This window comes from Tannerella forsythia, assembly GCF_003860135.1.
GTDB lineage: Bacteria > Bacteroidota > Bacteroidia > Bacteroidales > Tannerellaceae > Tannerella > Tannerella forsythia_A.
In genome coordinates this window covers 61255-86085 of record NZ_RQYN01000001.1, presented here as the reverse complement: position 1 = coordinate 86085, position 24831 = coordinate 61255, and the positions used below count along the sequence as shown (strand labels likewise).

The following is a 24831-nucleotide window of genomic DNA, read 5'->3' as shown; positions in this document are numbered from 1 at the left end:
GTAAAATTTTATTGTTGAGGAATGTAATCTGTTTATCATATCATTCCCGTTGTCTACAAAGATACAAAAGAATGAAAAAATGCCAAGAAGAACCGTTATTCGTCGCATGAGAGAAACAACGGAGCAAATACTACCTCGTATGGACAGAGGCGTATATATCGCTGATAACGAGTCCGGATAAGGTAAATCCGAAAATTGCTGTAATATGTGCCAAAGTACCGTTGATACGCGCTTTTCGAGCATCCCATCCCGACAAGGGTATGGCCGCGTCGGGAAGAGTGCCTCGGTTCTCGAGTACTTCGTCGCTAAAGACACAGACGAATTTCTTTCCGGGCCATTGACCTTTCTTCAATTTCCGGCGCAAAGCCGCAGCCAATGGGCACCCTTGTACTTTCCAAAACTCCGCCGTACGGATACGCGACGGATCCATCTTTAAGGCTGCGCCCATACTGGAGAAGAATACGGCATCGGTGTGTGTCGCTGTCCGTATCAAGTGAGTTTTTTCTTCTAAACTGTCAATGGCGTCGAGGATGTAATCGTAGGAGTCGAGATGAAAAGAGGCGGATGTGTCAGCATTATACATCTCTTGAATCGCTGTAATTTCTGCCTCCGGATTGATCTCCAGAAGACGTTTTTTCAGTACGTTCACTTTAGCTTCCCCTACGGTAAGCGTCGTGGCCGGAAGTTGACGGTTGATATTCGTTTCGCTTACGCAGTCGGAATCGACAAGGGTCAAGTGACGAATGCCGCTGCGTATCAGACTTTCGGCACACCAACTGCCTACTCCTCCAACTCCCAGCAAGATCACTCGTGCGGCGTTCATGCGCCGCATCGCATCCCCGCCGATCAATAATTCGGTACGTTCAAAATTCGCTTTTCCTGACATATCTACATGCTCCCAATAACCCGGCGCAAAGATAAGGATAAAACAAAAAAACAGCACTCGATAAAATCGGGGTACTCATCATTTAATCTCCCGCTCTGGGGAGACGAACCATTCGTGCTATTACTAATAGAGGGTTAGTACTCCTACTAACGATGTATTAGTACTACTACTAACAGTGTATTAGTAATGGTACTAACGGTGTATTAGTACTACTACTAACGGTGTATTAGTAACGGTACTAATGGTGTATTAGTAACAGTACTAATGAGGTCTTAGTAACAGCACTCGGCGATTTTAGGGATAAAAATCACCAAACCGATGATCGCCGCTGTGATCGCCATGATCAGTACGGCTCCGGCCGAAAAATCTTTTACTCGTTTGATACGTTCATCATATTGCGGGGATACGGCATCCGATAATTCTTCGATAGCCGTGTTGAACGTCTCTCCTGCAAAGACTCCACCGGCAGCAAGGGCAACAGCGATCCATTCCGTCGACGATAGCCGGAAATAAATCCCTGCCGCAACTACGCATACGAGTACCGAGGTGTGTACTCGTGCGTTTTGCTCTGCATAAATTACCTGACGAACGCCTCGTAACGCATAGCTGAAACTCCGGAATAAACGCCGGATAGAAATTTTTTTCTTCTCTTTAATCATGGTTCAAAGGTAAGGTAAAATTCCGAACGCAAGGTCGTATTCCGATTTGATCGGTATCACTGCCCTTTACTATCCGTATGAATAAGTTGAATAAGAGCATTCTCAAAAAACTTGCCCGGAACCTGCAAATGCAAGCCCGGGCAAGACGCTTATGGAAAAGATATGAAAAAACAAACCCGCAGACAGCCGTCATGCGCAATACACACGACTGCTATCCGGGGCTTTGAGATAGATCATTGCTTTTGTTTTTACCTGATTTTTTTCGATATGATTTCATTCGCGTTTATTCTTTCTATTTGTCCCTTGCCAATAACTCATCGATGCGTACAAAAATATACTTTTTTTGCATTAATCCGCGCATCAGATCATCCAACCGGTTGTAAAATTTATCCGTCCGCTTGGGGTCGGTGCCGATATGAAGAAGCAGGATAAAACCGTTCAGTCCATTTTCCGCCTCATACGAGAGGATGGAACGATGAATCGCTTCGGACGAACGATAATGCTTCATCCCGGGCGTCGTGTAATCGGCGTTCGACTGTGTGCCGGGCGTGAAATTTACGACCTGCACATCCATCTCCTTAGCCCAGCGGCTTATCTTATGATTATACCACTCGTAAGGAGGGATAAAGAACCGAGGCGTTTCGATCTTCAATCCGGCCGCTTGCATCGCGGCATAGTTGCCGTCGAGGTCTTGCTCGAAGACGGTGCGGGAAACGAGCGTCGAGTCGCGCCGTTGCCAGTCGGCATAGAGCAGATGCTTGTCGGAATGGGGCGCCAAATAATGTCCTTCGTTTTGCAGTCGGCGGGCTACGTCGGGATATTTCCGGTAGAAATCGCCCGTCAGGAAGAACGATGCCTGAGCTCGATGCTTTTTCAAGGCACGACGGATGACACCGGCGCCATCGGCATACTCGTGCCCGGTAAACACAAGCGCGATCTTCTTCTCCGTCCGGTCACCCCGTACGATTCCGCCCTCCACCGTCTCGCACCGATGTGCCTGAGCGCTCAGATAGCCCAGATAGTAACAGAGCGATGCCGTTCCGTCCATCGTCGGCTCGTTCGTCGAATAGTCGGCATAATCATCGTGATAGACGACCACATCCGACTGAAAAGGCGCGTACCGGTCTTCTTTCGAGAGATGTACCCCGATCAGGCTGCCGAATATCGACGCATAGATAGGCCCATCGACAAGCCCCCCGGTAACGGGCATTCCGTGCAGATGGGTCAAGGCCGAGTGCGGATCGGACGGCGTGTCTCCATGTGCCGGATAGCCCACGATCATGCACTTTCCCCACGGGTTGCAGCCGAACAGCCAGTCGCGCATTGCGGCTTCGATTTCGAGGAATGCTCCGTCGCCCGTCAGTTCGTGATACAGCCGGCACTGCGTGATGAAGGCCACCGTGAGGTTGTTGGAGCACCAGATAAACGGGATGCCGTTGAGAAACGCATCGCCCTGTGCCCGCTCTTTCACCCGCTGCAAACCACTGCGGAGATTGCGGATAAACTCCTGCTTCGCCTTCGGATCATCTCCTTGTGCCGCCAGCCGGTAATGGCCGAGATTCACGAACGGATACCATTGATAATGACGAGCCGAATCAGCTCCCATCCATGGCGTTACGGGTTCCATCCGGCCGTATTGAACGGCCTGTTTCAGATATTCTTTTTGTCCGGAGAGCGCATACATCCCGGTTGCGGCCAGCTGCATATCGTCGGCCCAGTTGTCCTCTTCGTAGAAATAAGGCGCCCCGCACGGCGCCGTCTGGCATACGCCGGGATAGGCCGCCCCCCTGCGATAAGCCTGCTCCGCCTTTTTGAACAACAGCTTGGAAAACTCAGGGTCATATTCCGACAACACGCTTGCGCCTAAAGCGAACGATGAAGCATATTTTCCCAACGTCGAAGCGAGTCCCGTGCTCCGGTTCCGATGCTTCTTCAATCCTTGCGGCTTCGAACTGCAAAAATATACCGGACGCGCTTTGCCTGCCCCCCAACCGTAGTCGACACGTTGAGCGGCCGGAAGCGTGAAACCCGCATGGTCGCGGTCGTCGGCCAACTGGTTAAAATACGTAACCGAGTCGGGATTCATCTTCAGCAACCAGTCAAGTCCCCATCTGGCCTCGTCCAGAATATCGGGGATGCCGTTGGCACCCTCGTCCCCATTGGCCTGATGCCGGTCTCCAAATGCTTCGGGATGTTGCGAATATGCGAAAAGCATCTGGTACACGGCATGGGCCGATGTGGTAACGTATTGGAGATAATCGGAGGCATCGTGCCAGCCACCGGAAACGTCGAAGGGGATACCGTCGCGTTTTCCGTCGGGGTCACCCACCGAAACGCCCCCATGCGTATGGCATGAGTCTTTCAGACAAGGATTGTATCCGCATCGCTGCTGACGCATATACCGGAGCGGAATCTCCGCCGCCCCGGCATACACCTCATACCCGATCCGGAACGGGACGGACTGGCTGCCACCAGCACGCAGTACATAGGTGCCGGGCGTCGTAAATTCCGAAAAATGAAGCCGTACCGACGACTCGAAAGCCGGCTGCTTTCCCGTATTTATGATCGTCCCTCCCCGATAGACCCTCTTACCGGTTTGTGCATCGGCTACCTCGAACGAATCGATCGGCCTCTTCTCCTTGCTTACCCAGACAGCTACCTTGACATCGTCAGGCAGATAGCCGATCTGGTTCACACGTACCCACGATTGAGCACGCACTCCCAAAAAGAACAGCAACCAAACAGACGCACAAATTATTTTTCGCATAGTGAAAATAAACTCTACCGAAGAGAGAACAAACCTCCAAAGAACGTTCTTTCTTTTTAAATCAACTATCAATCAACACTATCCCACCAAACCGGCACAGACCATATATCCAACTTATCGGCTTTCGGATTCGATGCTTTCCATTGTTCTGCATTGTAATTGACTTCATGCGAACAATGCATAAAGCGTCTCCACCAATAATTGTCATCCGCTTTCGAAGCTCCGGGAAACTTATTAGTCGTTGCAGATGCAGGCATGGCTTTCGGCCTTTCAAATCCGGAGTAAACAACTCCAAAACTGCCTATATTGCCGGCTGAATAGTTAAATCGACGCATATCGTTCCAGTTCTCAACCGTAAACGTCATGGCAATAAATTTTTGCTTCATGATCTCTTCCATCGTCAGTTTCGCAGCATCCTGACACACTCCTTCACTTTTCATAAAGTCACTGATCTCTTGATCCGTCATCGGTTTCTTGCCGGGATTGTTATTGTCTGCATACGCTTTCAGTTTCTGATTCATCAACTCAATATCCGCCAGAATACCGGCTTTATATGCTTGATAAGCTCCTGCCCGATCACCTTTCCTGAACAATACCTCGGCTTTAATGAAGCACATTTCGGAGTAAGTCAAAAGATGGGTAGGAGCCTCCGGACGAGTATAAAAAGTTCCGGTAGAGAGAATGGTTCCATCTTTATCTTTATACATACTCTCCCCATCGGTAGAGCCTGTTACCGCACAGATAGAACGTAGCGTAACATAGACTGTGTCGCCGCTTCTTTCGGCAATCGTACTACCGGCTTTGTAGGTTTTAGTCTTATTGTTATAATTAGAAATTACGGGCCCTGACTTCAAATGAATATCGGAATGTAATTCATCCACACCTGCCGTGATCATAAAATAAGAAGTTCCATCAACATTGTAGTGTTGATTGGCCGGGAGTAAAGCATGCCGGCGGGGATCATAATGCGTTGTGCCTTTTTCCGTGTATTCCAACTTGTCGGTATACCATTTTTGTAAACGAATATGATCGCTCCAAGCAAAGACATCGAAAAAATAACTTGTTTTAGTAGGATCACCATTCAAGCTAGGCCCCACCAAATCGCCCGGAAGATTCAAGTGATGTACAACTGCACTCATATTATTTGTCGAAGGCGCTTTAGACAATGCATCCAAAACAGCGTCAGGATTATAAGACGGTTTCTTAGACACTTTGTTCAGCCAGCGAGCTTTTAATCCGTACACCATTGCTTTCCATTTAGCGACATCTCCGTTATTCCAATTATCACCTTTAGACAAGGGAGGAGCAGTAGAGGGTTGTTTTTTATCGAAGTAGGTCAGTGCTTCTTCCAACTTCTCTAAACAACCTTCATAGATGGTCTTTCCGTCATCGTATTTAGGCGTTAGTTGAGCCCCTACAGCCTCGCGGAAAGGCATCTCACCATAAAGGTCTGTCATCAGCATAAACCCCATTGCTTCAATCACAAGCGTAGCTGCCGTATAATGATAAGCTTGTGTCTCTTCCGCTTTCTTTTTTATATCTTCGATATTAGAAGCCGCACCAACAAACCACTGTTGATAAGGGGTAATAGATACTCCGTTACTCGGATTCCAAACAGGCATATAGGTATGAGTACTGCCGGAACTAAAACCATGTCGTGAAGTAATGGTTCCATTAATCCAACTAACACGCATGCTTGCAGCACCATAAGCGTATCCGTAAAAATGCTGAATCCATGGAAGCCTTGTTTCGACACTTGCTACCGTATTGGTCGGAGTATTGGGGTTTTCATTCACATCCAACCAGTCATTGCATGATATACATGCCAACGAGAAAATTAACCCCAATCCTAAATATTTTATTTTTTTCATCTTTCTATTCCTTTCTCTTTTTATTTGAAGTATTAAAAAGTCAAGTTAACGCCAAACGATGCACTCATCGTGTTGGGTACTCCACAATAATCTATTCCGGTCGAACTGGAACCGGTAACACCCGATCCAGCGACACTAGCTTCAGGATCCAAACCTTTGTAATTAGTAAAGAGCAGAAGGTTATTTCCCGTAGCTGAAACCGTACAAGCTTTTATAAAGCCGATTTTTGCCAGCAACGATTTAGGGAAAGAATATGATATAGAGAAAGAACGTAACCTTAACCAATTTGTTTTTGTAATAAAATTCGTGGCTTCGGCAGGATAATATGTTTTGTAATACTCTTCTATAATCTCACGTCCATATCGGTGCGTTTTGACGGAACCGTCTTTGTTCAGGATGTCATAGCGCTTATCTGCTTCAAATGTAAACGATTTAGGCTCAGAGACAAGCACTTTTTTAGTTTCGCCGTTTTCCGTAATTTCTTTTTCAGTCTGTACCACACCGTTTATAGTAAGCTTTTCTCTGTTTTCGGTTCGTTTACTCCTTCCATTAACCGTCATGAAATAATCGGTACCGTTATAGATATCTCCGCCAAGCCTGAAATCAAGAAGGAAAGAGATATTGAAATTTTTCCACTGAATGCTGTTGTTTAATCCTCCTATTAACTTAGGTTCACGATTCCCTACATAATTTGTTTGGGTATTATCATACGTAGGCATACCGGTAACGGCATCGAGAATCGGATTCCCTGCATCATCGCGTTTCCACTTATTGCCGGTAATAGCCATAAAATCCCCTCCGTTGACAGATGCTGCTTTTACACCACCAATCTGAACATCGGTAACATAAAGCAACTTCATACCATCCAAAAGATTGTCGACGGTTCCTCTGTTACCTGCCAGATTAAGCGTTGTTGTCCATTGAATATCTTTTGTTTGAATAGGAGTGCCCGTAATAGAAAGTTCCAGCCCTTTGTTATAAATATTTCCTACATTCACTTTATAGAGAATATAACCGTTGGCCTGGCTCAGACGGGGAGAAACAATTTGGTTTTTACTGTTATTCGTGTAATACGTCAGATCAAACCCAAGCCTCCCTTTCAGGAATCGCATCTCCAACCCCAATTCAGTAGATTCTGTAATTTCAGGCTTTAAGTATGGATTTCCTCTTTCCCAGCTGTTACCGACTCCTGTTCCGGCAAGAAATTCCAATGGTGCGAACAAGGCAGTCGTAGTTGCATACGCATCGGTATCTTTACCCACACGTGCCCATGAAGCGCGCACTTTTCCGAAAGAAAATACGGTGTTTTCCGGAAATAGCTCTGAAAAGACGAAACTGCCTCCGATCGAAGGATAAAAGTATGATCTGTTATCCACAGGCAAGGTAGATGTCCAGTCATTTCGTCCGGTAAGTGTCAAATAAAGCAAACTCTTGTACGAAGCTCTGAACTCTCCATACAATCCCATCAGTCTTTTCTGTGTCCTATTGGACTGCAAACGCTTGTTAGCGTCGTTTATATTGCCAAAACTGGGGAAGTCCGAAACGATGAATTTATAGCCCGTACGACGATTGACTGTCGATTTCGTATCTTCTACCGATTGTCCTAAAAGAAAATTCAGATCAAAGTCATTGAACTTTTTGGATGCAGTTAGCATTAGATTCGAATTCAGATATTCATACGTTACATCATTTTCAGACAAACGACCTTTTTGGAATTCTGGAGCTACTGCTCCGTTCTCCGCGATAACCGTTCTGTCAGTCATGTTATAACGATCTATTCCTAATCTATAAGTCAATGTCAACCAATCATTCAGCCTATAACTCGGAGTAATAGACCCAGAAAGACGAGTCGTTTCATCACCTATTTTGTTTTTGTTGATAATCCAATACGGATTTTCAATATCGTTGTCCAACGATTGGTTTTGAGGATCTAATCCCTGAAAAATACGATATTTACTTCCGTCATCATTTAAGTATTTCGACATGTTCTCGCTTCTGGGCCATAAATATACGGCTTCCATTGCTCCATTACTGCTGGAGTTGTAAAGTCCACCTGAAGTAAAGGTCTTCTGAGTGTTTGATTTAGAGAATGCCGAGTTAATCGCAATATTAAATTTTCCATAAGTTCTGTCTGCATTAAAACGAACGGTACTTTTATCATATCCGGTCTTAGGTACAATGCCATCCTGATCATAATGGGAAGCGGAAAGGTAAAAACTTCCTGTTTGGTTTCCTCCGGATATCGTTACAGTATTATCCCAACTTGAGCCTGTCTGTAAAAAATCTTGAAGATTTTGATATTGAGCATCATTTGCCCCAAACATTTCCCCCCATGACGACATGATCCAATCTGTATTCAAGTTTCCTATATTATTATAGGAACCTCTTTTATATAAAGTTTGTTCTTCCGGATAACGATTGACCCAATTGGACGTATATCGTGAACTAAGCGTTACCTCTGTTTTCCCATCGGTATTCCCTTTTTTAGTTGTAATGACAACGACTCCAGCAGCGGCACGAGAACCGTAGAGAGCAGCCGCAGCCGCACCTTTAAGTACGGAAACATTATCTATATCTTCCGGATTGATGTCCATTACACGATTCCCATAAGTTGTAGAGTTTCTAGTCGCTCCATCAAAGCCAGAGTTTCCACCGACAGGAGTAGAGTTATCATAGATGACTCCATCTACCACAAACAACGGTTGATTGTCTCTTTCGAGCGAGGTTCCTCCACGAAGCACAATTTGCGCACCTGCACCTGCCGACCCTGAACTTTGTGTAATATTAACTCCAGCAATCTTTCCGGCCAAAGAATTGATCAAATTCGGGGCTTTGTTTTTCAGCAGCTCCTCACTCTTTACATCTTGCACGGCATATCCTAACGCTTTTCGCTCCTTCTTTATCCCCATGGCAGTAACAACCACTTCATCCAATAACTCGGTATCGGATCGGAGAACGATACGCAGATTAGAAGTAGCTAAGACTTCTTGTGTTTTCATTCCGACATATGATACGACTAACCTTGCGTTTGTAGAAACCGACAAACTGAAATTTCCATCCAAGTCTGTAACCGTTCCTTGGTCTGTTCCTTTAACGAGGATCGAAGCACCGATGACCGGTTCTCCTTTCTCGTCTGTTACGTTACCCGTTATACGGGTTTGTGCCATTGCAACTCCCACACTCAATAAGAATATGGAGAGTAATAGTTTCATTTTTCTTCCCATGGTACACTTTTTTATCATGATACAATTTGTTTTTCAAGTTGATGCTCTGTAACAAGAGTCTTTTTTTTGCTTTTCGTCTTTGATTTTCATGGAGATTTTTTTCAGGATGAAGGTGTCCGGAATAACCGAAGTACGATACATCGATTTCCGAACACCTTTTGATGGATTATGATTTAACTTTTCATTTTTATGAACAAATACTTTTTTAATTAAAAGCCGTCCATGCTTTTGTTTGAGTCAGCTTAAAGCCTTTATCTTCATAGGCCTTGATGTCGAGCTTTCCGACAGGATAGCAATACGCCTCATCTCCAAAAACATTTCTGGGAGCAAATTTCGGCAATACATAGAAGCCGACCATATCCGCAGCGTTTGTACCATCGAACGTGACGATGGTTCCGTCTGCCTTGCGTACTTTCAACAAATTGGCTTTCGTATATTTTCCTGTTTTCGGATCAGCCGCCACAAAGTCCGGCAATTCTTTCGGAAAATCCACCCATGGGCCGCATTGCGTATCGACATTTTTGGAATTATCCATGTACTGAATCTTTGCCCAACGTTTGATATCGTGTAAACGGGTATGTTCAAATATAAATTCCATACGGCGCTCTCTTCTGATTTCCCACAAAAGAGGCGACACATCAGCGTCTTTTTCGGGATCTTCAGGTAAGGATGCCAATAACAGAGGAGCTGTTTGTTTCACTCCTTTTTTGACGGCATAACTGTCTAACGGACGTTTACGAATCGCATTAATCGATTGATCCAAATCGCTCTGTGATACGGCTTCGCCTCCAAACGATTCGGCCAACTCCTGCTTCGCTTCGATCCAATTCAATACGACTTCGGCATAACGAAGTACCGGCGCATCGTTTACATTATCGATGCTTTTGTATTGTCCCGGTAAGCTCGCATTGTTACCCGTTCTCCAGTATGATGCTCCCTCGCGGCTAATAAATTTGTTTCCGTAGATCAACGTGGATGAATTGACATTGACCGTGTCGTAGAAAGTAGCTTCGAAACGTGGGTCACGCGTTTTGCAAAGCGTAGCCAAATCAAACTTCGCGGCTCCGTCTACTGCCGATTTTGAATAGACGTTCCCGTCGTTGCAAATAAAAGACTTTATCAGCGCCAGATTGACACCCGACTGAGATTCGGTACCATTCGAATAGGAACCGATGCAATGCGAAACACCTACGGCCTTATCGTAATGGCGATACAAGATGACTTCGGGGTTACCGGCCAGATTATCCGATCCGAACAAAGATCTGAAATCGCTTCCAAACTTATACTTTCCGCTATTCATCACGACTTCAGATGCTTCTTTACAGAACGTAAGATACTTCTGTGCACGTTCCATATCCAAATGATGGTATTTCTGCCACGTACCTTCGTACAACATGATGCGGGAAGCAATCGCAGCCACAATCATCTTGTTTACGTTCATCGGGCCTTTATCGTTAGCCCGAACACCGGCTAAGGCCGCTTTCAAATCATCATAAATCTTGTCCATTACGACCCCTCTGGGATCTCTGTCCTTATAAAGATTCGCAAAGTCTTCCGCATCATAATCTTTTTCAAAGTACGGGATGTCTCCATACGTAAGCACCAGTCTGTAATGCTGGTAAGCGCGGAAGAAGCGAGCTACTCCCATCCAATGGTTGAACTCTTCCTGTGTCAATTTATCTTTCATACGCTCTTCCATGCGCATGATCATGATATTCGCTTTTTTGACCCAGGAATAGTTCCATTTATCGCCCAATGCCTGTCCGTCCCACGCATCGTCTGTTTTCACTTTTGTAACCGTATTCGGAACCGAGTTAGGGAACGCTAATTGCCGTCCTTCAGTCGAAAAGTCATCGCAGAAGTCATATCCTCTCAGTGGTGTCCAACTGGCTGCCCATCCACTGTTATATCCATTGAAGAACTGAGGATAAAATTGATTGGCATACATGCGCAAATCATTCTCATTACGCCAATAGTTCTGATCTTCGAATTTTGTCAACGGAGGTCTGTCCAAAAAACTGTCGCTGCAAGAAGATAAGAAAAGCGCGACAAGACCCGATATTGCATATATAATCTTTTTCATATTCTAAACTAATTAAAATGTTAACTGAACGCCGAATGACAAGGACTTAAATGTAGGAGTACTTAATCCGACCCGTTCGGCATTTCCTTTATCATAGAATGGAGTAGCTCCGGGAATGACTTCCGGATCGAGAGGCAAGCCTCTAAGATGATCGAAAGTAAAGAAGTTCTCCAATGACGCGTATACACGAGCACTCTTCATGTATGCTTTTCCTGCAAGTACTTCCGGAAGCGTATACCCAAACGTGATGTTCTTAACGCGTAGATAGGCCATATTAAGCAGGTATTTATCCTGAGGACGCATATTGTATGCATCTTTTGAGTTGGCCATATTCCACGGACGAGGATAGAAAGCTCCAGTATTTTCTTCCGTCCAATAATCTTTCGCGAACGATTTGGCCATCGCTCCATCAGACGTATTGAAGCCGGGAATAGAAATGGAAGAACTTCCCCACAATTCACGTTTTCCGACACCTTGCATAAAGATCGAGAAATCAAATCCTTTATAGTCCGCGCCCAGTCTGATTCCGTATTCAAACCTCGGGGTCGTATTCCCGATCTTCTCCTTGTCGCCATGATCATGGATGTCCGAAGCTCCTTGGTCAATCTTTCCGTCGCCATTCACATCTTTAAATTTCACATCGCCGGGACCAAAGATAAAGTTCCCGCTTTGTAAATAATCCTGATATACTCCGTTCGGGTCTTTTAACTTATTGACAAGTTTAGCTCCCGCTGTTCCTTTGGCAACTTCTTTGCCGTTCAGTGCATATGTCTTCACCAGTTCTCCCTTGGCATCATACACAAAATCGTCTTTTTGATATAAGCGGTCGGTTCGATAACCCCAAATTTCACCATACGTCTTGCCATTATAATTGGCTTCAATACTTCTGGAGCTACCGTATTGAGTAATTTCAGTCAACGCATCGGAAAGGGTTACCATTGCATTTACCCCCAAGCCGTTTTTAAATTGATGACGGTAATTGACCGATAGCTCCCAACCGTACGTACGCAAGTTACCAAAGTTTCCGAGCGGTGCTTTAGAACCAAAAGTAGCCGGGACACCTTCCATGGGTACAATCGTATTCTTCGTATCTCTTCGATACCAGTCGAACATAACATCCAATTTTCCTTCTATCAAAGACACGTCAAATCCGAGGTTTAACGATTCGATATCCTGCCAGGTAATGGAAGCTAATACGGAAGAAGGAATTCCTACATACGTCAACTTCTTTCCTGAAGCATCGAGCCAGCTGCCTTGTCCGGATTCCATCAAGGAAAGATATAACGTATTCGCAACTGTTTGGTCTCCGATTTGCCCCCAAGACCCTCTGAGTTTCAACGAAGCCAAGAAAGGCTTGCTCCATTCCATCCATGCCTCTTCACTGACACGCCATCCGGCCGAGAAAGAGGGAAACCATCTCCATTTCAAATCCGTCGGGAATTTCGATGTTCCGTCGTAACGCAGATTGGCCTCGAACAAGTAACGACCTAAGAAGTCGTAATTGATACGGCCATAATAGCCCAGCTGAGATTCCCAGCCTCTGTCCCCACCTGCTTTTTCCTCGCCGGTAGCCAAATCGAATTGAGGATTGTGGATATTGCTCAACTCTTTTTTCTGCGACCAGTTCGATACAAAGCGGGAAGATACCTGATTGACACCGGCCATGAATTTAAAATGATGGGTGTCGTCCAGATTCAAGTTATAAGTCGTATAGGCATTGAAGGTATTCTGATGCCAGTTCTTTGCTTCCCGATAAACGAGATCAGGAGTAGAACCTGCGCCGGTATACGTTACATAATTCAAATCATACGCCGGCATCGCACCGACTGCTCCTGCGCCAATCACTTCTCCTTTTCCGTTCACGTAAACCTGATTTCCATTTTTATCCAGCCGTTTGATCGGAGCACCCCATGTATCTGCGGCCGAAAATCTTGTTCCGTTCTGCTCAAATGCATACTCGCGGTTGGCATAGGTATATTGCAGGTCTGCCGTCCAGTTCTTCATAATATTGATATGTGTCCCTAAGTTCACACTGAAATAATTATTCATTTGCAATCCATCGTTGGCATCATGAATTTGCTGCTCAGGACCACGCATCAGATATCCGCGATCATCTCGTCCGAAAGGTACGGTCGGTCCCCAACGATACATATAATACCACGGGTCTGCCGATTTTGTTCCGGTAACATAAGGGAAACGCTTCTCTTGTTTGGAGAAGATCATGCCGGCATTAACCGAAATAACTTTGCTTACCTCAATGTCCAAATTGGTAGAGGCATTATAACGTTTAAAATCGTCATGCTTCGCCGGCTTGGTCATACCATTCTGATTCAAATAGCCCAATCCGACATTGTAGCCGATCTTTCCGCTTCTTCCATTCAAAGAAAGGTTGTGATTCGTTGACGGAGCCCATTCTCTGATCATATAATCATACGGGTCATACGTTCTCAATCCGATTTTACGTCCTTGTGCATCTACATACCAGTCGCGTCCGTACACCGTCGGATCGTCAACGCCTAATTTTCCACCATATTCTTTCTGCCATTCCTTCATTCGTTCCAAACCTTCGGGAGTTACATAATACGGCCAACCCGAAACGGTTTTCCCGCCATTCAAAGCGGCAATCATATTGTATTCCATGCCTTCGAGACCAGCCATTTCCATTTTTAAGGCCGGATTCTGCCATGCAAAATTGCCGGAATACGCAATATTTAAACTTTCCTGTTTCGCGCCTCGTTTCGTCGTGATCAATACCACTCCAAAAGCGCCTTTAGCTCCATAGATGGATGCCGACGCTGCATCTTTCAATACGGAAATCGACTCAATATCGTCCGGGTTGATAAACGAAATACTCGGCACTTCGACGTTATCGACCAAGATCAGAGGGGCAGAAGAGCCCTCGAACGATCCGATCTGGCCACGAATCTTGATCCTCGGATCAATACCGACTTCACCATTCGGTACCACGACCGAAAGACCGGGCGTTGTTCCTTGCAAACCGCGTCCGACGTCTGCGATCGGACGGGCTCCCAATGCCTTGCCGACATCGACAGAAGCTACGGCTCCGGTAAGATTCACTTTCTTTTGTGTTCCATACCCTACCACAACGACTTCGTCCAGCAATTCAGTATCTTCCTGAAGCACGATACGCATCGATGCACTGGCTGTCACTTCCTGCGTCCGATACCCTACGTACGAAATCACCAATTTAGCACCCGATTTTACGTTCAGGGTAAATCTTCCGTCGATATCCGTTATCGTACCATTTCCCGTTCCTTTTTCCAATACACTGGCTCCGATAACGACTTCACCCTTTTCATCAACGACTGTTCCGCTGATGCTTACGGACGGATTCTGTGTATCAGTTACATGTAGACCGACAGGCTTGTCGGCTTTCGCAAAATGAGGCGTCCCTCCTAATAACGCAGTGATTGCGCAAATCGCAACCATTCTGTCGTAATACATGCTTCGTTTTTTTACGTTTACCATATTGATTTATGCTTTTAATGATTGTTTGTAGATGGAATATGAAATATCCGAAAAACGTTATATGCAAACGCATCTCGAGTCCGCAACGATATGGGTGCTTTTCAGACAAATCATTTCCATAGGCTCTCTTTTTTAAGGGATTGTTTATTCTTTCCTGTTAATTGTCAAGTATTACATTAAATATATGTTCTCGTTGTTTCTATTCCTGTTTGCTCTTTATACAATTAAAAGTATACTATTTTGCATTTTTGTACAAGCAAAGGTATACTATAATTTTCACATTAAGAACTTTTATTCTTCTTTTTTATGAATTAGGCTCAAGATTTAACAAATGATTGTTTGAAAAATAAAAACAAAAAACCATGCGAAGTAACAAAAAGAAGCAGAAAATCAGCTTCCGGCATCATCCGGAGGGAAGGCATGGTATTTGATTAACCCACCCATAGGGGTTTCTTCCACCACGCTTAGCTCTACCCCAAACTCTTTTCCGACCTGATGCAATAAATCCGCATAATTATATGCCACCGATCCGACAAAGCGAATCGGATAATTCAGATAGTCATATTGCATCACATTACGCAGAAAAAAGCTGCGCAGATTGGAAAGCAACAATCCTTTTACATAATCAAGACGAAGATAATCAGCTAAAAAACAAGACTGCTCCGCTAAAAAACGATTAGGAAACGGACGATTATAAACCGCATCCATTACATCGTGAGGTGTCAAGTCGTACTTTTCGAAGAAATCATCGATCAGTACCTGCGGAGCAAGTTTTTTCAAGACATCCGAGAGAAATTGCTTTCCCAAAGCGGCCCCACTTCCTTCATCGCCTAAAATATACCCTCCTGCGCGTACATTTTTAACAATTGAATCTCCATCGTAGAAACATGAATTCGAGCCCGTTCCAAGAATGCAGGCAATCCCGGACTCGTGCTGAAACAGCCCCCGTGCGGCAGCCAACAAATCGCTTTCCACGTAAGCCGGTGTTTTGAATTGGGCGACTAAAGAAGCCTCTACGACATTCTTCTTCTCAGCCGAGGTACACCCCGCCCCATAAAAAAAGACCTGCTCCAGTTTGCGTTTAAAAAACGAGTCGGGTAGCCCGAGCCTAATACTCCGACTGATTTCTCTTCTTGTTTGAAAAAAAGGATTCAGACCCTCTGTGAAAACACGCTGTATCAAGTGCTCGCCTTCCACCAGCGCCCATTCTGTTTTTGTCGATCCGCTTTCCGCTATTAATTTCATTCCGATTAAAGATGCTGTTTGAAACACAAAGATAATAGTTTTTTAGATTTGTCTCCAAACGAATCTTTTCTCAGACTCGGCTCAGAGTCGCAGCATATAGGCTGTTTTTTGATCGACACTGACAAATTGTTTCAATCAATCATGCATAAATAGCCGCTACTTTCAAATCGATATGTAAATCTTTATCCATAGCAAACACCCTATCCTCCGACAGAAATGCTTTTGAAAAAACACCGAAAAAACATGCGCTAACTACAGTCAAATCATGCGCTAAATTTGCAAATTAATAAGTATAATTCAAAAAATATCGGAATCTTTGTTTCCGATATTAAAACAAAAGCCTATCTTTGTCCGTAGTATAACAGAAGAAATATATCCACCGCGTGAGGAGAAGCATATACATTAAACTATATGGCAAGAGGAATGATCAGCCTCTTTCCGAACAGTGGATATATCAAGAAGCAAATTTGATTTTATAGATGAAACATAAAAAAACAGCCGAAAGGCTCGGGCACAAGATAAAATATTCATGGTGGGTAATCTGCTGCTGTCTCTTTTCACAGGCTATACAGGCGCAGACCTTTCCGAAAAACGTACAGGAACAAATAGGTAGCTATTTAACCGCTTTTTCGAAAAAGGAAGTTTCGATCGGCAAGATTACGATCGATTCGATCGATGTCCGAAAGAATCAGATTGTTCTTTTTGCCAATACAAATTGTTCTTATCTCCCTTTCCGGGAAGATAATGTGGCTGAAATATACCGTAACATTAAAAACCTCCTGCCTGAAGAATACAAAAAGCATAGCGTTCAGGTAAGAACAGAGCATCATGCTATCGAAGAGCTTATTCCTCTCGCATTCAAAGCAAAGAAAAACAACAAACAAAAGACATTCCGTCAGGTGCTCAGTAAGCCGTTAGTGACCCGGCTCTCCGTACCTTACACGCCGAAATACGGATTGCAAAACCGGCACATCGCTCTTTGGCAAAGTCATGGATTCTATTACGAGTCGAAACTCAACCGTTGGGAATGGCAACGCGCTCGTACGTTCCAAACCGTAGAAGACTTGTACACGCAAAGTTTTGTATTACCTTATCTGGTTCCGATGCTCGAAAACGCCGGTGCGAATGTGCTGATCCCGCGCGAACGCGACGTACAGACAAGAGAAATTGTCATCGATAACGACGGATGCCGAAATAATTCTCACTACATCGAATACACGGCGATGAAAGGCTGGCACACGGGAGAAGGCCCCGGATTCGCTCATCTGCGTAAGCACTATGTCGATTTCGAGAATCCGTTTGAAGAAGGCACTTACCGGGTGACGGAAAGTATTCGAAAAGGAGACGAAAGCCGTGCCGAATGGATTCCCGACATCCCTGAGAAGGGCAGGTATGCCGTCTACATCTCTTACCGGACTCTCGCGAACAGTACGACGGACGCACGCTATACCGTATATCACGGGGGAGAGCGCTCCGAATTCTCCGTTAACCAGCAAATGGGCGGAGGGACATGGATTTACCTTGGACATTTCGACTTCGACCAAGGTAAAAACGATGCCAATAAGGTGGTGTTAAGCAACCGGTCGTCCGAGTCCGGTAAACTTATTTCAGCCGACGCCGTTAAAATAGGAGGAGGATACGGAAACATCGCACGGGGAACTTCGCATGATGCAATGATAACGAGCAACGTCAAAAGCTCGGATGCACCGGGTGCGGCCGAGATGCTCACAGCCATCGACAGCCCCAACGAAATCAGCGGTTATCCGCGTTTCACCGAAGCGGCACGTTACTGGATGCAATGGGCCGGTATTCCCGACACGATCTATTCCGACAGTCAGGGGAAGAACGACTATACAGACGATTATCGCTCACGCGGAAAATGGGTGAATTACTTGTGTGGCGGCTCATCGCTCAACCCGAAAGAAGAAGGGCTGAATATCCCCGTCGATCTGGCTTTCGCCTTCCATTCCGATGCCGGAACAACACCCAACGACTCGATTGTCGGAACGCTCGGCATCTTCTTCACCGACGTATATGACGGACAATACGCCAATGGCGCGTCACGCTATGCTGCACGTGAGTTGACCGACCTGATTCAGAGTCAGATCGTGAACGATATTCGAGCACTGCACGAACCGAGGTGGAGCCGGCGAGGTATGTGGGACAAACCGTATTCCGAAGCACGTACGCCCCGCGTACCGACTATGCTGCTGGAACTGCTCTCGCATCAGAATTTTGCCGATATGCGCTACGGGATCGATCCCCGTTTCCGGTTTACCGTCAGTCGCGCCATCTACAAAGGCATGCTCCGGTTCATTTGTTCTCAATACGCGCAAAAATACGTGGTACAACCTCTTCCGGTTGATCACATGCGTTTGCAGTTTGTCGGATCGAACGAAGTTGAACTCTCGTGGCAGGCCGTATCCGATCCGTTGGAACCTACCGCCGAAGCTCAACGGTACATGGTTTACACACGCGTCGGTGATGGGGCTTTCGACAATGGTACCATCGTCAAACAAAATTCGTTCCGGAATATACAGTCTCCCGGCATCATCTACAGTTATAAGGTCACAGCCTTAAATGAAGGAGGGGAAAGCTTCCCTTCCGAAATCCTCTCGGCGGCACGCGCTGTGAACGAAAAAGGAACCGTTTTGATCGTCAACGGATTCGACCGGATTTCAGCACCGGCTGATTTTACCGGCGACAGCATTGCCGGATTTACGGACTGGATCGATCACGGCGTGCCGTATATTCATGACATCAGCTATGTAGGCCCGATGAAAGAGTTCCGGCGATCGATTCCGTGGATGGACGACGATGCCGCCGGGTTCGGCGACAGCCACTCAAACTGCGACACGTTGGTGATTGCAGGCAACACGTTCGACTATCCGTCGACACATGGCGCTTCTATTTTAAAAGCCGGTTATTCATTTGTTTCCTGTAGCAACGAGGCCGTCGAGTCGAAACAGATCACCCTGAGCGACTACTCCATCGTCGATCTGATTCTGGGAAAACAGCGACAGACGAAAATGGGACGTGGAGGCGTTGTCCCCTTACAATTCAAGACCTTCAGCACTGGGTTGCAGGAAGCCATAACGGCTTATTGCCAGTCGGGAGGGCATATTTTTGTATCGGGAGCCTACGTCGGGTCCGACTTATGGGATCACCCGGCAGCGACACCGGCCGATCGCGATTTTGCGACAAACACACTCCGCTTTCAGTGGCGGACCGGTCGGGCGGCTATCACGGGCGAAGTCAAAAGCGCTCCGTCGCCATTCCCTGTCTTTTCGGGCCGATATAATTATCATCATGTGCTAAACAAAAAGGCTTATGTGGTCGAATCGCCGGACGGTATCGAGCCGGCCGGAGAAGGCGGACACACGATCTTACGCTATGCCGAAAACAATATCAGCGCAGGCGTGGCTTATCGGGGCAAATATAAAACATGTATCCTCGGTTTCCCCTTTGAATCGGTTCGCACCGGCGAAGCGAGAGACCGGCTGATGGAATCGATCCTTACATTTTTTAATCAGAAATAAGAACGAATAAAAAGCAAAACGATATGAGAGCAAAGATAACCTGCTTCATCCCGATGGAAGACGAAGCACAAGTACGAGAAACAATTGCTGCACTGAAAAGCAGTCCGCAGACAGGTTCCATTTATCTGCTTGCCGCAGAGCCGCAGCCTGCGATAGACGGATGTGAAACGATAACGGTTTCATCGCTTTTCGGTAGCGAGACGATCCGGGCTATGGCTGAAAAAGCCGAAACGGATTATACGCTTTTCTATACGAAATATTCGACACTGGCTTTGGGGTATTTCGCGCTGGAACGTATGGTGCAAATCCTCGAAGATACACAAGCCGGAATGGTATATGCCGACCGGTATCAGACAGCAGGAACGACCCAAAAGCAGGCGCCGGTCATCGATTATCAGATGGGAAGTCTGCGCGACGATTTCGACTTCGGCTCCGTATTACTGTTCCGTTCGGATGCCTTCCGCGAAGCTGCCGCACGCATGACGTCACCCTACCGGTTTGCCGGACTGTATGACTTGCGGTTAAAGTTGTCTCAAAAGAATGCGCTGGTACATATCAATGAATATTTGTATACCGAAGTCCTGTCTGACACGCGTAAGAGCGGCGAGAAGATATTCGATTATGTAGACCCGAAGAACCGTGACGTACAAATCGAGATGGAGCAAGCCTGCACGGAGCATCTGAAAGAGATTGGCGGATATCTGGAACCTTCGTTCGGGTCAATCGCTTTCGATGCCGGACATTTCGAATATGAGGCTTCAGTGATCATCCCTGTGCGCAACCGTGTGCGCACCGTCGAAGACGCGATTCGCTCTGTATTAAATCAACAAACAACATTCAAATACAACCTGATTATCATCGATAATCATTCGACCGACGGCACGACCGAAGCCATTCGGAAATACACATCCGATGAACGCGTGATCCATCTGATTCCGGAACGAACCGACCTCGGGATCGGCGGGTGCTGGAACACCGGTGTACACCACGAAGCCTGCGGTAAATTTGCCGTACAGCTCGACAGTGATGATGTGTACAAGGACGAACATACGCTGCAGAAAATGGTGGATACCTTCTACGAACAACAATGTGCGATGGTCGTAGGGACGTACATGATGACGGACTTCCACATGCAGATGATCCCGCCCGGCATTATCGATCACAAAGAGTGGACGTCCGACAATGGCCGAAACAACGCGCTTCGCATCAACGGACTGGGTGCTCCGCGGGCGTTCTATACTCCACTGCTTCGCGAGATTAAAGTGCCCAATACGAGCTATGGCGAGGATTACGCGCTCGGTCTGGCTTTCTCGCGCCATTATCAGATTGGGCGTATCTACGATGTGGTGTATCTTTGCCGCCGTTGGGAAGACAATTCCGACGCAGCGCTCGATATCGTAAAGATGAATCATCATAATGTATATAAAGACAGGATACGCACATGGGAATTAGAGGCGCGTATCGCCATGAACAAAAAACGGAAGCAATGATGCAAGAAACCGTAGATAAGCTGTTTGAAGAGCAACTGGCCGTCTGGACCTTGGCCGGTAATAATTATCGTGCATTGGATCAAGTGCGGACGAAGTACTTCGAAGACGGAGATTCCTTGTACAAGGTGCAATTCAATCCCGCACGCATCACCTCTTCGTCGGCCAAGGTCGATACGCAATCCATCCGTGCCCGTGCCTGTTTCCTCTGTCCGCATCATCTGCCGGTCGAGCAGCGGGGCATCGCGTTCAAAACGCGTTATCAGATATTGGTCAACCCGTTCCCGATTTTTCCGCGCCATCTGACGATCCCCGAGATGCAGCATGTCGACCAGCGCATCGAAGGACGCATCGACGATATGCTCGATCTGGCACAGGAACTCGACCGTTATGTGGTGTTTTACAACGGTCCCAAATGCGGAGCATCGGCTCCTGACCATTTTCATTTTCAGGCAGGAAACAAAGGACTGTTGCCGGTAGAAGAAAACCCGCGACACGGAATATCCGGGGAGGTTCTCCGATATAACGACGCCATTCTATGGTACGCAGATCGGACACCGGCACCGAGATTAGTCATCGAAGCAAGTGAGAAAGTGGACGCCATCCATCTGTTTGAGACCATTTACCGTGTAATGACGCCGGATGAAACATCCGGAGAACCGATGATGAACTTGCTGGCATGGTACGAACAGGGTAAATGGTTCATGTGTATCTTCCCGAGGGCTGCCCACCGGCCGGCCTGCTATTATGCCGAAGGAGAAGAAAACCTCCTGATCAGTCCGGGATCGGTAGATATGGGCGGAGTGTTCATTACTGTACAGGAAAAAGATTACGATAAGATTACCTTGCAAACCATCCGTCAGGTGATGGAAGAAGTCAGCATCCGACCGGAAGATTTCCGTCGGTTACAGCAACAGATTAAAGAAAACGTATAAGAAAAAGCTATGACAGAACCGAAAGTAAAAGTCGGCATCCTTTTCGAGCCGGAAATTGAATTCGTCTTACTTGCTCCGTATCGCATCGATGGGTGCGAAGTAAGCGGCACGCAGACGGTGACGTATAAAAACGGTCAAATCATCTGGCAAGGTCGTCTGTACGACGAGCTGCAATTCGAGCCGGTAGACGCGTTATCGGGAAGTTTCGAGATTCGGGATGTAACGATCGGGATTAATTTTCATTGGGAACGTAAAGAACATCAACGTTTTCAGGGAGCGTTCCATGTGATTGTCGAAAACGGCAAACTGACCGGCATCAATGTGATTGGAGTCGAAGATTATCTGATCAGCGTGATTTCGTCCGAGATGAGTGCTACGGCCTCGCTTGAACTGTTGAAAGCGCACGCCGTCATTTCACGAAGCTGGCTGCTGGCGCAAATGGAGAAAAACAAAGCGCTTGCCGACAAGCAAGATACGTACACGACATGCACACAGACGGATGAGGAGTTAATCAAATGGTACGACCGGGAAGATCATCTTCATTTCGATGTCTGTGCCGACGACCACTGCCAACGCTATCAGGGAATCACCCGCGCTTCGACAGAGACCGTACGGGAAGCTGTAGCCGCTACCCGTGGCGAGCTGCTGATGTACGGCGGGAAAATTTGCGATGCCCGTTTCTCGAAATGTTGCGGAGGCGTCTTCGAAGAATTCGGGAGCTGCTGGGAAGAGGTTGAGCATCCTTATCTGGCGAAACAGCGCGACAGTAAAACCGTGACGGAATTACCTGATCTGACCGTAGAAGCCGAAGCCGACCGATGGATACGTACATCGCCGGAAGCTTTCTGCAATACCGCCGACGCGAAGATTCTCTCGCAGGTTCTTAATCACTATGATCAGGAGACAACGCAGTTTTATCGTTGGACGGTGACGTACGGACAAGACGAACTGGCTGCACTGATCCGTGAACGGTCAGGTATCGACTTCGGCCGGATTATCGATCTGGTGCCTGTCGAACGCGGTACATCCGGACGGCTGATCAAGTTGAAAATTGTGGGTAGCAAGCGCACGTTGACCATCGGAAAAGAGCTGGAGATACGACGCACGTTATCGACGTCGCACCTGTATAGTTCTGCTTTCGTGATAGACAAAGTCGACATCTCGGACGGAATCCCCGGGCGTTTTACCCTGACCGGCGCGGGATGGGGGCATGGCGTAGGGCTATGCCAGATCGGCGCAGCTGTCATGGGCGAGCAGCAATACCCTTACGATAAGATTCTGTTACATTATTATATCGACGCATCCATCGAAAAAGCATACGATTAACTAAAACAAACAACAAATGAAAACAGAGAAAAGAACGAACGCGTGGGGATGGGTGCCGACGCTTTACTTTGCGGAAGGACTGCCTTATGTAGCCGTCATGACGGTAGCCGTCATCATGTATAAACGTTTAGGACTTTCAAATACCGAGATTGCGCTCTACACCAGCTGGCTGTATCTGCCCTGGGTAATCAAGCCGTTCTGGAGCCCGTTCGTCGATCTGCTGAAGACGAAACGCTGGTGGATCGTCAGCATGCAGCTCCTTATCGGGGCAGGGTTTGCAGGCATCGCCTTCTTTATCCCGACCGATTATTACCTGCAACTGACGCTCGCTTTCTTCTGGCTGCTGGCGTTCAGCTCAGCAACGCACGATATTGCGGCGGACGGCTTTTATATGCTCGGGCTTACTTCGGGCGAGCAGTCTTTTTTTGTCGGTATCCGTAACACGTTTTACCGGTTGGCCAATATTTTCGGGCAAGGTATTCTCGTCATGTTTGCCGGATGGTTGGAAACCGGCCCGCTGTTGGCCGACACACCTCTTCGCATACCCATGGCATGGAGCATTACTTTCTATCTTCTGACGGCCATCTTTATCGGGCTGACGGTATACCATCAATTCATTTTGCCCAGGCCCGACAGCGACGCTAAAAGAACAGGAGTAACTGCGGGTAAGTTATTGGAAGACTTCTTCCGTACATTCACGTCGTTCTTCAAAAAGGAAAATCTGGGGTTGATGTTCTTCTTCCTGCTGACGTATCGACTGGGAGAATCGCAACTTGTTAAAATAGCGTCTCCGTTCCTGCTCGATAATCCCGAGGCCGGCGGATTGGAACTATCGACTGCGACCGTGGGGATGATTTACGGAACCATTGGTGTGATCGCTTTACTGCTGGGCGGTATATTGGGCGGTATCGTCGTTTCCCGGCACGGTTTCAAACGCTGGATATTACCTATGGCACTGGCGATCAATCTCCCCGACCTGCTCTACGTCTACCTCTCGGCCGCCACGCCCGATACATGGCTCGTGATTATGTCGGTCGCCATCGAACAGTTCGGATACGGTTTCGGATTTACGGCTTACACCTTATACCTTATTTACATTGCCGAGGGAGAACATAAAACGGCGCATTATGCCATCGGTACCGGTTTCATGGCGATGGGGATGATGTTGCCCGGGATGGTAGCCGGATGGATTCAGGAAAACATCGGATACACGAACTTTTTCATTTGGGTGTGTTTCTGTACCCTGCCGGGTATTATCGCCTCCCTCTTAGTTAGAAATAAAATAGCGCCCGATTTCGGGAAGAAAATCAAATCATAATC

Annotated in this window: 13 protein-coding genes; 5 read left to right on the top strand and 8 right to left on the bottom strand. The window is 46.8% G+C overall.

Going from position 1 to position 24831, the window contains the following annotated elements; genetic code table 11:
• Positions 1–130 precede the first annotated feature (130 nt).
• The 8 genes from EII41_RS00340 to EII41_RS00305 all read right to left on the bottom strand — a co-directional run bounded on the left by EII41_RS00340 (position 131) and on the right by EII41_RS00305 (position 16224).
• Positions 131–886, bottom strand: coding sequence for a ThiF family adenylyltransferase (locus EII41_RS00340; RefSeq protein ID WP_124788962.1), 756 nt, complete (start codon positions 884–886; stop codon positions 131–133).
• A gap of 272 nt (positions 887–1158) precedes the next feature.
• Complete coding sequence (locus EII41_RS00335) at positions 1159–1545, bottom strand: diacylglycerol kinase family protein (protein ID WP_124788961.1); 387 nt, start codon at positions 1543–1545, stop codon at positions 1159–1161.
• A 292-nt stretch (positions 1546–1837) separates the two neighbouring features.
• The gene (locus EII41_RS00330) at positions 1838–4312 is read right to left on the bottom strand and encodes a glycoside hydrolase family 9 protein (protein ID WP_124788960.1); all 2475 of its coding nucleotides are present in this window, start codon (positions 4310–4312) and stop codon (positions 1838–1840) included.
• Between the two features lie 68 nt (positions 4313–4380).
• The gene (locus tag EII41_RS00325) at positions 4381–6183 is read right to left on the bottom strand and encodes a SusD/RagB family nutrient-binding outer membrane lipoprotein (RefSeq protein ID WP_124750405.1); all 1803 of its coding nucleotides are present in this window, start codon (positions 6181–6183) and stop codon (positions 4381–4383) included.
• Between the two features lie 32 nt (positions 6184–6215).
• Positions 6216–9407, bottom strand: coding sequence for a SusC/RagA family TonB-linked outer membrane protein (locus tag EII41_RS00320; protein ID WP_124788959.1), 3192 nt, complete (start codon positions 9405–9407; stop codon positions 6216–6218).
• A gap of 205 nt (positions 9408–9612) precedes the next feature.
• Entirely contained in the window at positions 9613–11406 is a 1794-nt protein-coding gene (locus EII41_RS00315) for a RagB/SusD family nutrient uptake outer membrane protein (protein ID WP_317615860.1), read from the bottom strand.
• A 96-nt stretch (positions 11407–11502) separates the two neighbouring features.
• Positions 11503–14955 carry a SusC/RagA family TonB-linked outer membrane protein gene (locus EII41_RS00310; protein WP_260425412.1) on the bottom strand — a complete coding sequence of 1151 codons (3453 nt, stop codon included), beginning with the start codon at positions 14953–14955 and terminating at the stop codon, positions 11503–11505.
• 414 nt (positions 14956–15369) lie between these two features.
• A complete protein-coding gene (locus EII41_RS00305; RefSeq protein ID WP_124788956.1) occupies positions 15370–16224 on the bottom strand; it encodes a hypothetical protein in 855 nt (284 codons plus the stop codon).
• Positions 16225–16703: 479 nt separating this feature from the next.
• Here EII41_RS00305 and EII41_RS00300 point away from each other — a divergent pair, with 479 nt between their 5' ends.
• The 5 genes from EII41_RS00300 to EII41_RS00280 are packed head-to-tail and all read left to right on the top strand — an operon-like array spanning position 16704 to position 24829.
• Positions 16704–19763 carry a xanthan lyase gene (locus EII41_RS00300; protein ID WP_260425411.1) on the top strand — a complete coding sequence of 1020 codons (3060 nt, stop codon included), beginning with the start codon at positions 16704–16706 and terminating at the stop codon, positions 19761–19763.
• Between the two features lie 23 nt (positions 19764–19786).
• Positions 19787–21253 carry a glycosyltransferase family 2 protein gene (locus EII41_RS00295; RefSeq protein ID WP_124788955.1) on the top strand — a complete coding sequence of 489 codons (1467 nt, stop codon included), beginning with the start codon at positions 19787–19789 and terminating at the stop codon, positions 21251–21253.
• A complete protein-coding gene (locus EII41_RS00290) occupies positions 21253–22185 on the top strand; it encodes a DUF4922 domain-containing protein (protein ID WP_185711784.1) in 933 nt (310 codons plus the stop codon). The genes EII41_RS00295 and EII41_RS00290 overlap by 1 nt, the downstream gene beginning before the upstream one ends.
• A 9-nt stretch (positions 22186–22194) precedes the next feature.
• Entirely contained in the window at positions 22195–23511 is a 1317-nt protein-coding gene (locus EII41_RS00285; protein WP_124788953.1) for a SpoIID/LytB domain-containing protein, read from the top strand.
• Positions 23512–23527: 16 nt separating this feature from the next.
• Positions 23528–24829 carry an MFS transporter gene (locus EII41_RS00280; protein ID WP_124750412.1) on the top strand — a complete coding sequence of 434 codons (1302 nt, stop codon included), beginning with the start codon at positions 23528–23530 and terminating at the stop codon, positions 24827–24829.
• Positions 24830–24831 lie beyond the last annotated feature (2 nt).

Bases quoted from the DNA above. Each gene is read 5' to 3' on its own strand.
- EII41_RS00340 (WP_124788962.1), bottom strand. From the start codon at position 886: ATGTCAGGAAAAGCGAATTTTGAACGTACCGAATTATTGATCGGCGGG.
- EII41_RS00335 (WP_124788961.1), bottom strand. From the start codon at position 1,545: ATGATTAAAGAGAAGAAAAAAATTTCTATCCGGCGTTTATTCCGGAGT.
- EII41_RS00330 (WP_124788960.1), bottom strand. From the start codon at position 4,312: ATGCGAAAAATAATTTGTGCGTCTGTTTGGTTGCTGTTCTTTTTGGGA.
- EII41_RS00325 (WP_124750405.1), bottom strand. From the start codon at position 6,183: ATGAAAAAAATAAAATATTTAGGATTGGGGTTAATTTTCTCGTTGGCA.
- EII41_RS00320 (WP_124788959.1), bottom strand. From the start codon at position 9,407: ATGGGAAGAAAAATGAAACTATTACTCTCCATATTCTTATTGAGTGTG.
- EII41_RS00310 (WP_260425412.1), bottom strand. From the start codon at position 14,955: ATGTATTACGACAGAATGGTTGCGATTTGCGCAATCACTGCGTTATTA.
- EII41_RS00305 (WP_124788956.1), bottom strand. From the start codon at position 16,224: ATGAAATTAATAGCGGAAAGCGGATCGACAAAAACAGAATGGGCGCTG.
- EII41_RS00300 (WP_260425411.1), top strand. From the start codon at position 16,704: ATGAAACATAAAAAAACAGCCGAAAGGCTCGGGCACAAGATAAAATAT.
- EII41_RS00295 (WP_124788955.1), top strand. From the start codon at position 19,787: ATGAGAGCAAAGATAACCTGCTTCATCCCGATGGAAGACGAAGCACAA.
- EII41_RS00290 (WP_185711784.1), top strand. From the start codon at position 21,253: ATGCAAGAAACCGTAGATAAGCTGTTTGAAGAGCAACTGGCCGTCTGG.
- EII41_RS00285 (WP_124788953.1), top strand. From the start codon at position 22,195: ATGACAGAACCGAAAGTAAAAGTCGGCATCCTTTTCGAGCCGGAAATT.
- EII41_RS00280 (WP_124750412.1), top strand. From the start codon at position 23,528: ATGAAAACAGAGAAAAGAACGAACGCGTGGGGATGGGTGCCGACGCTT.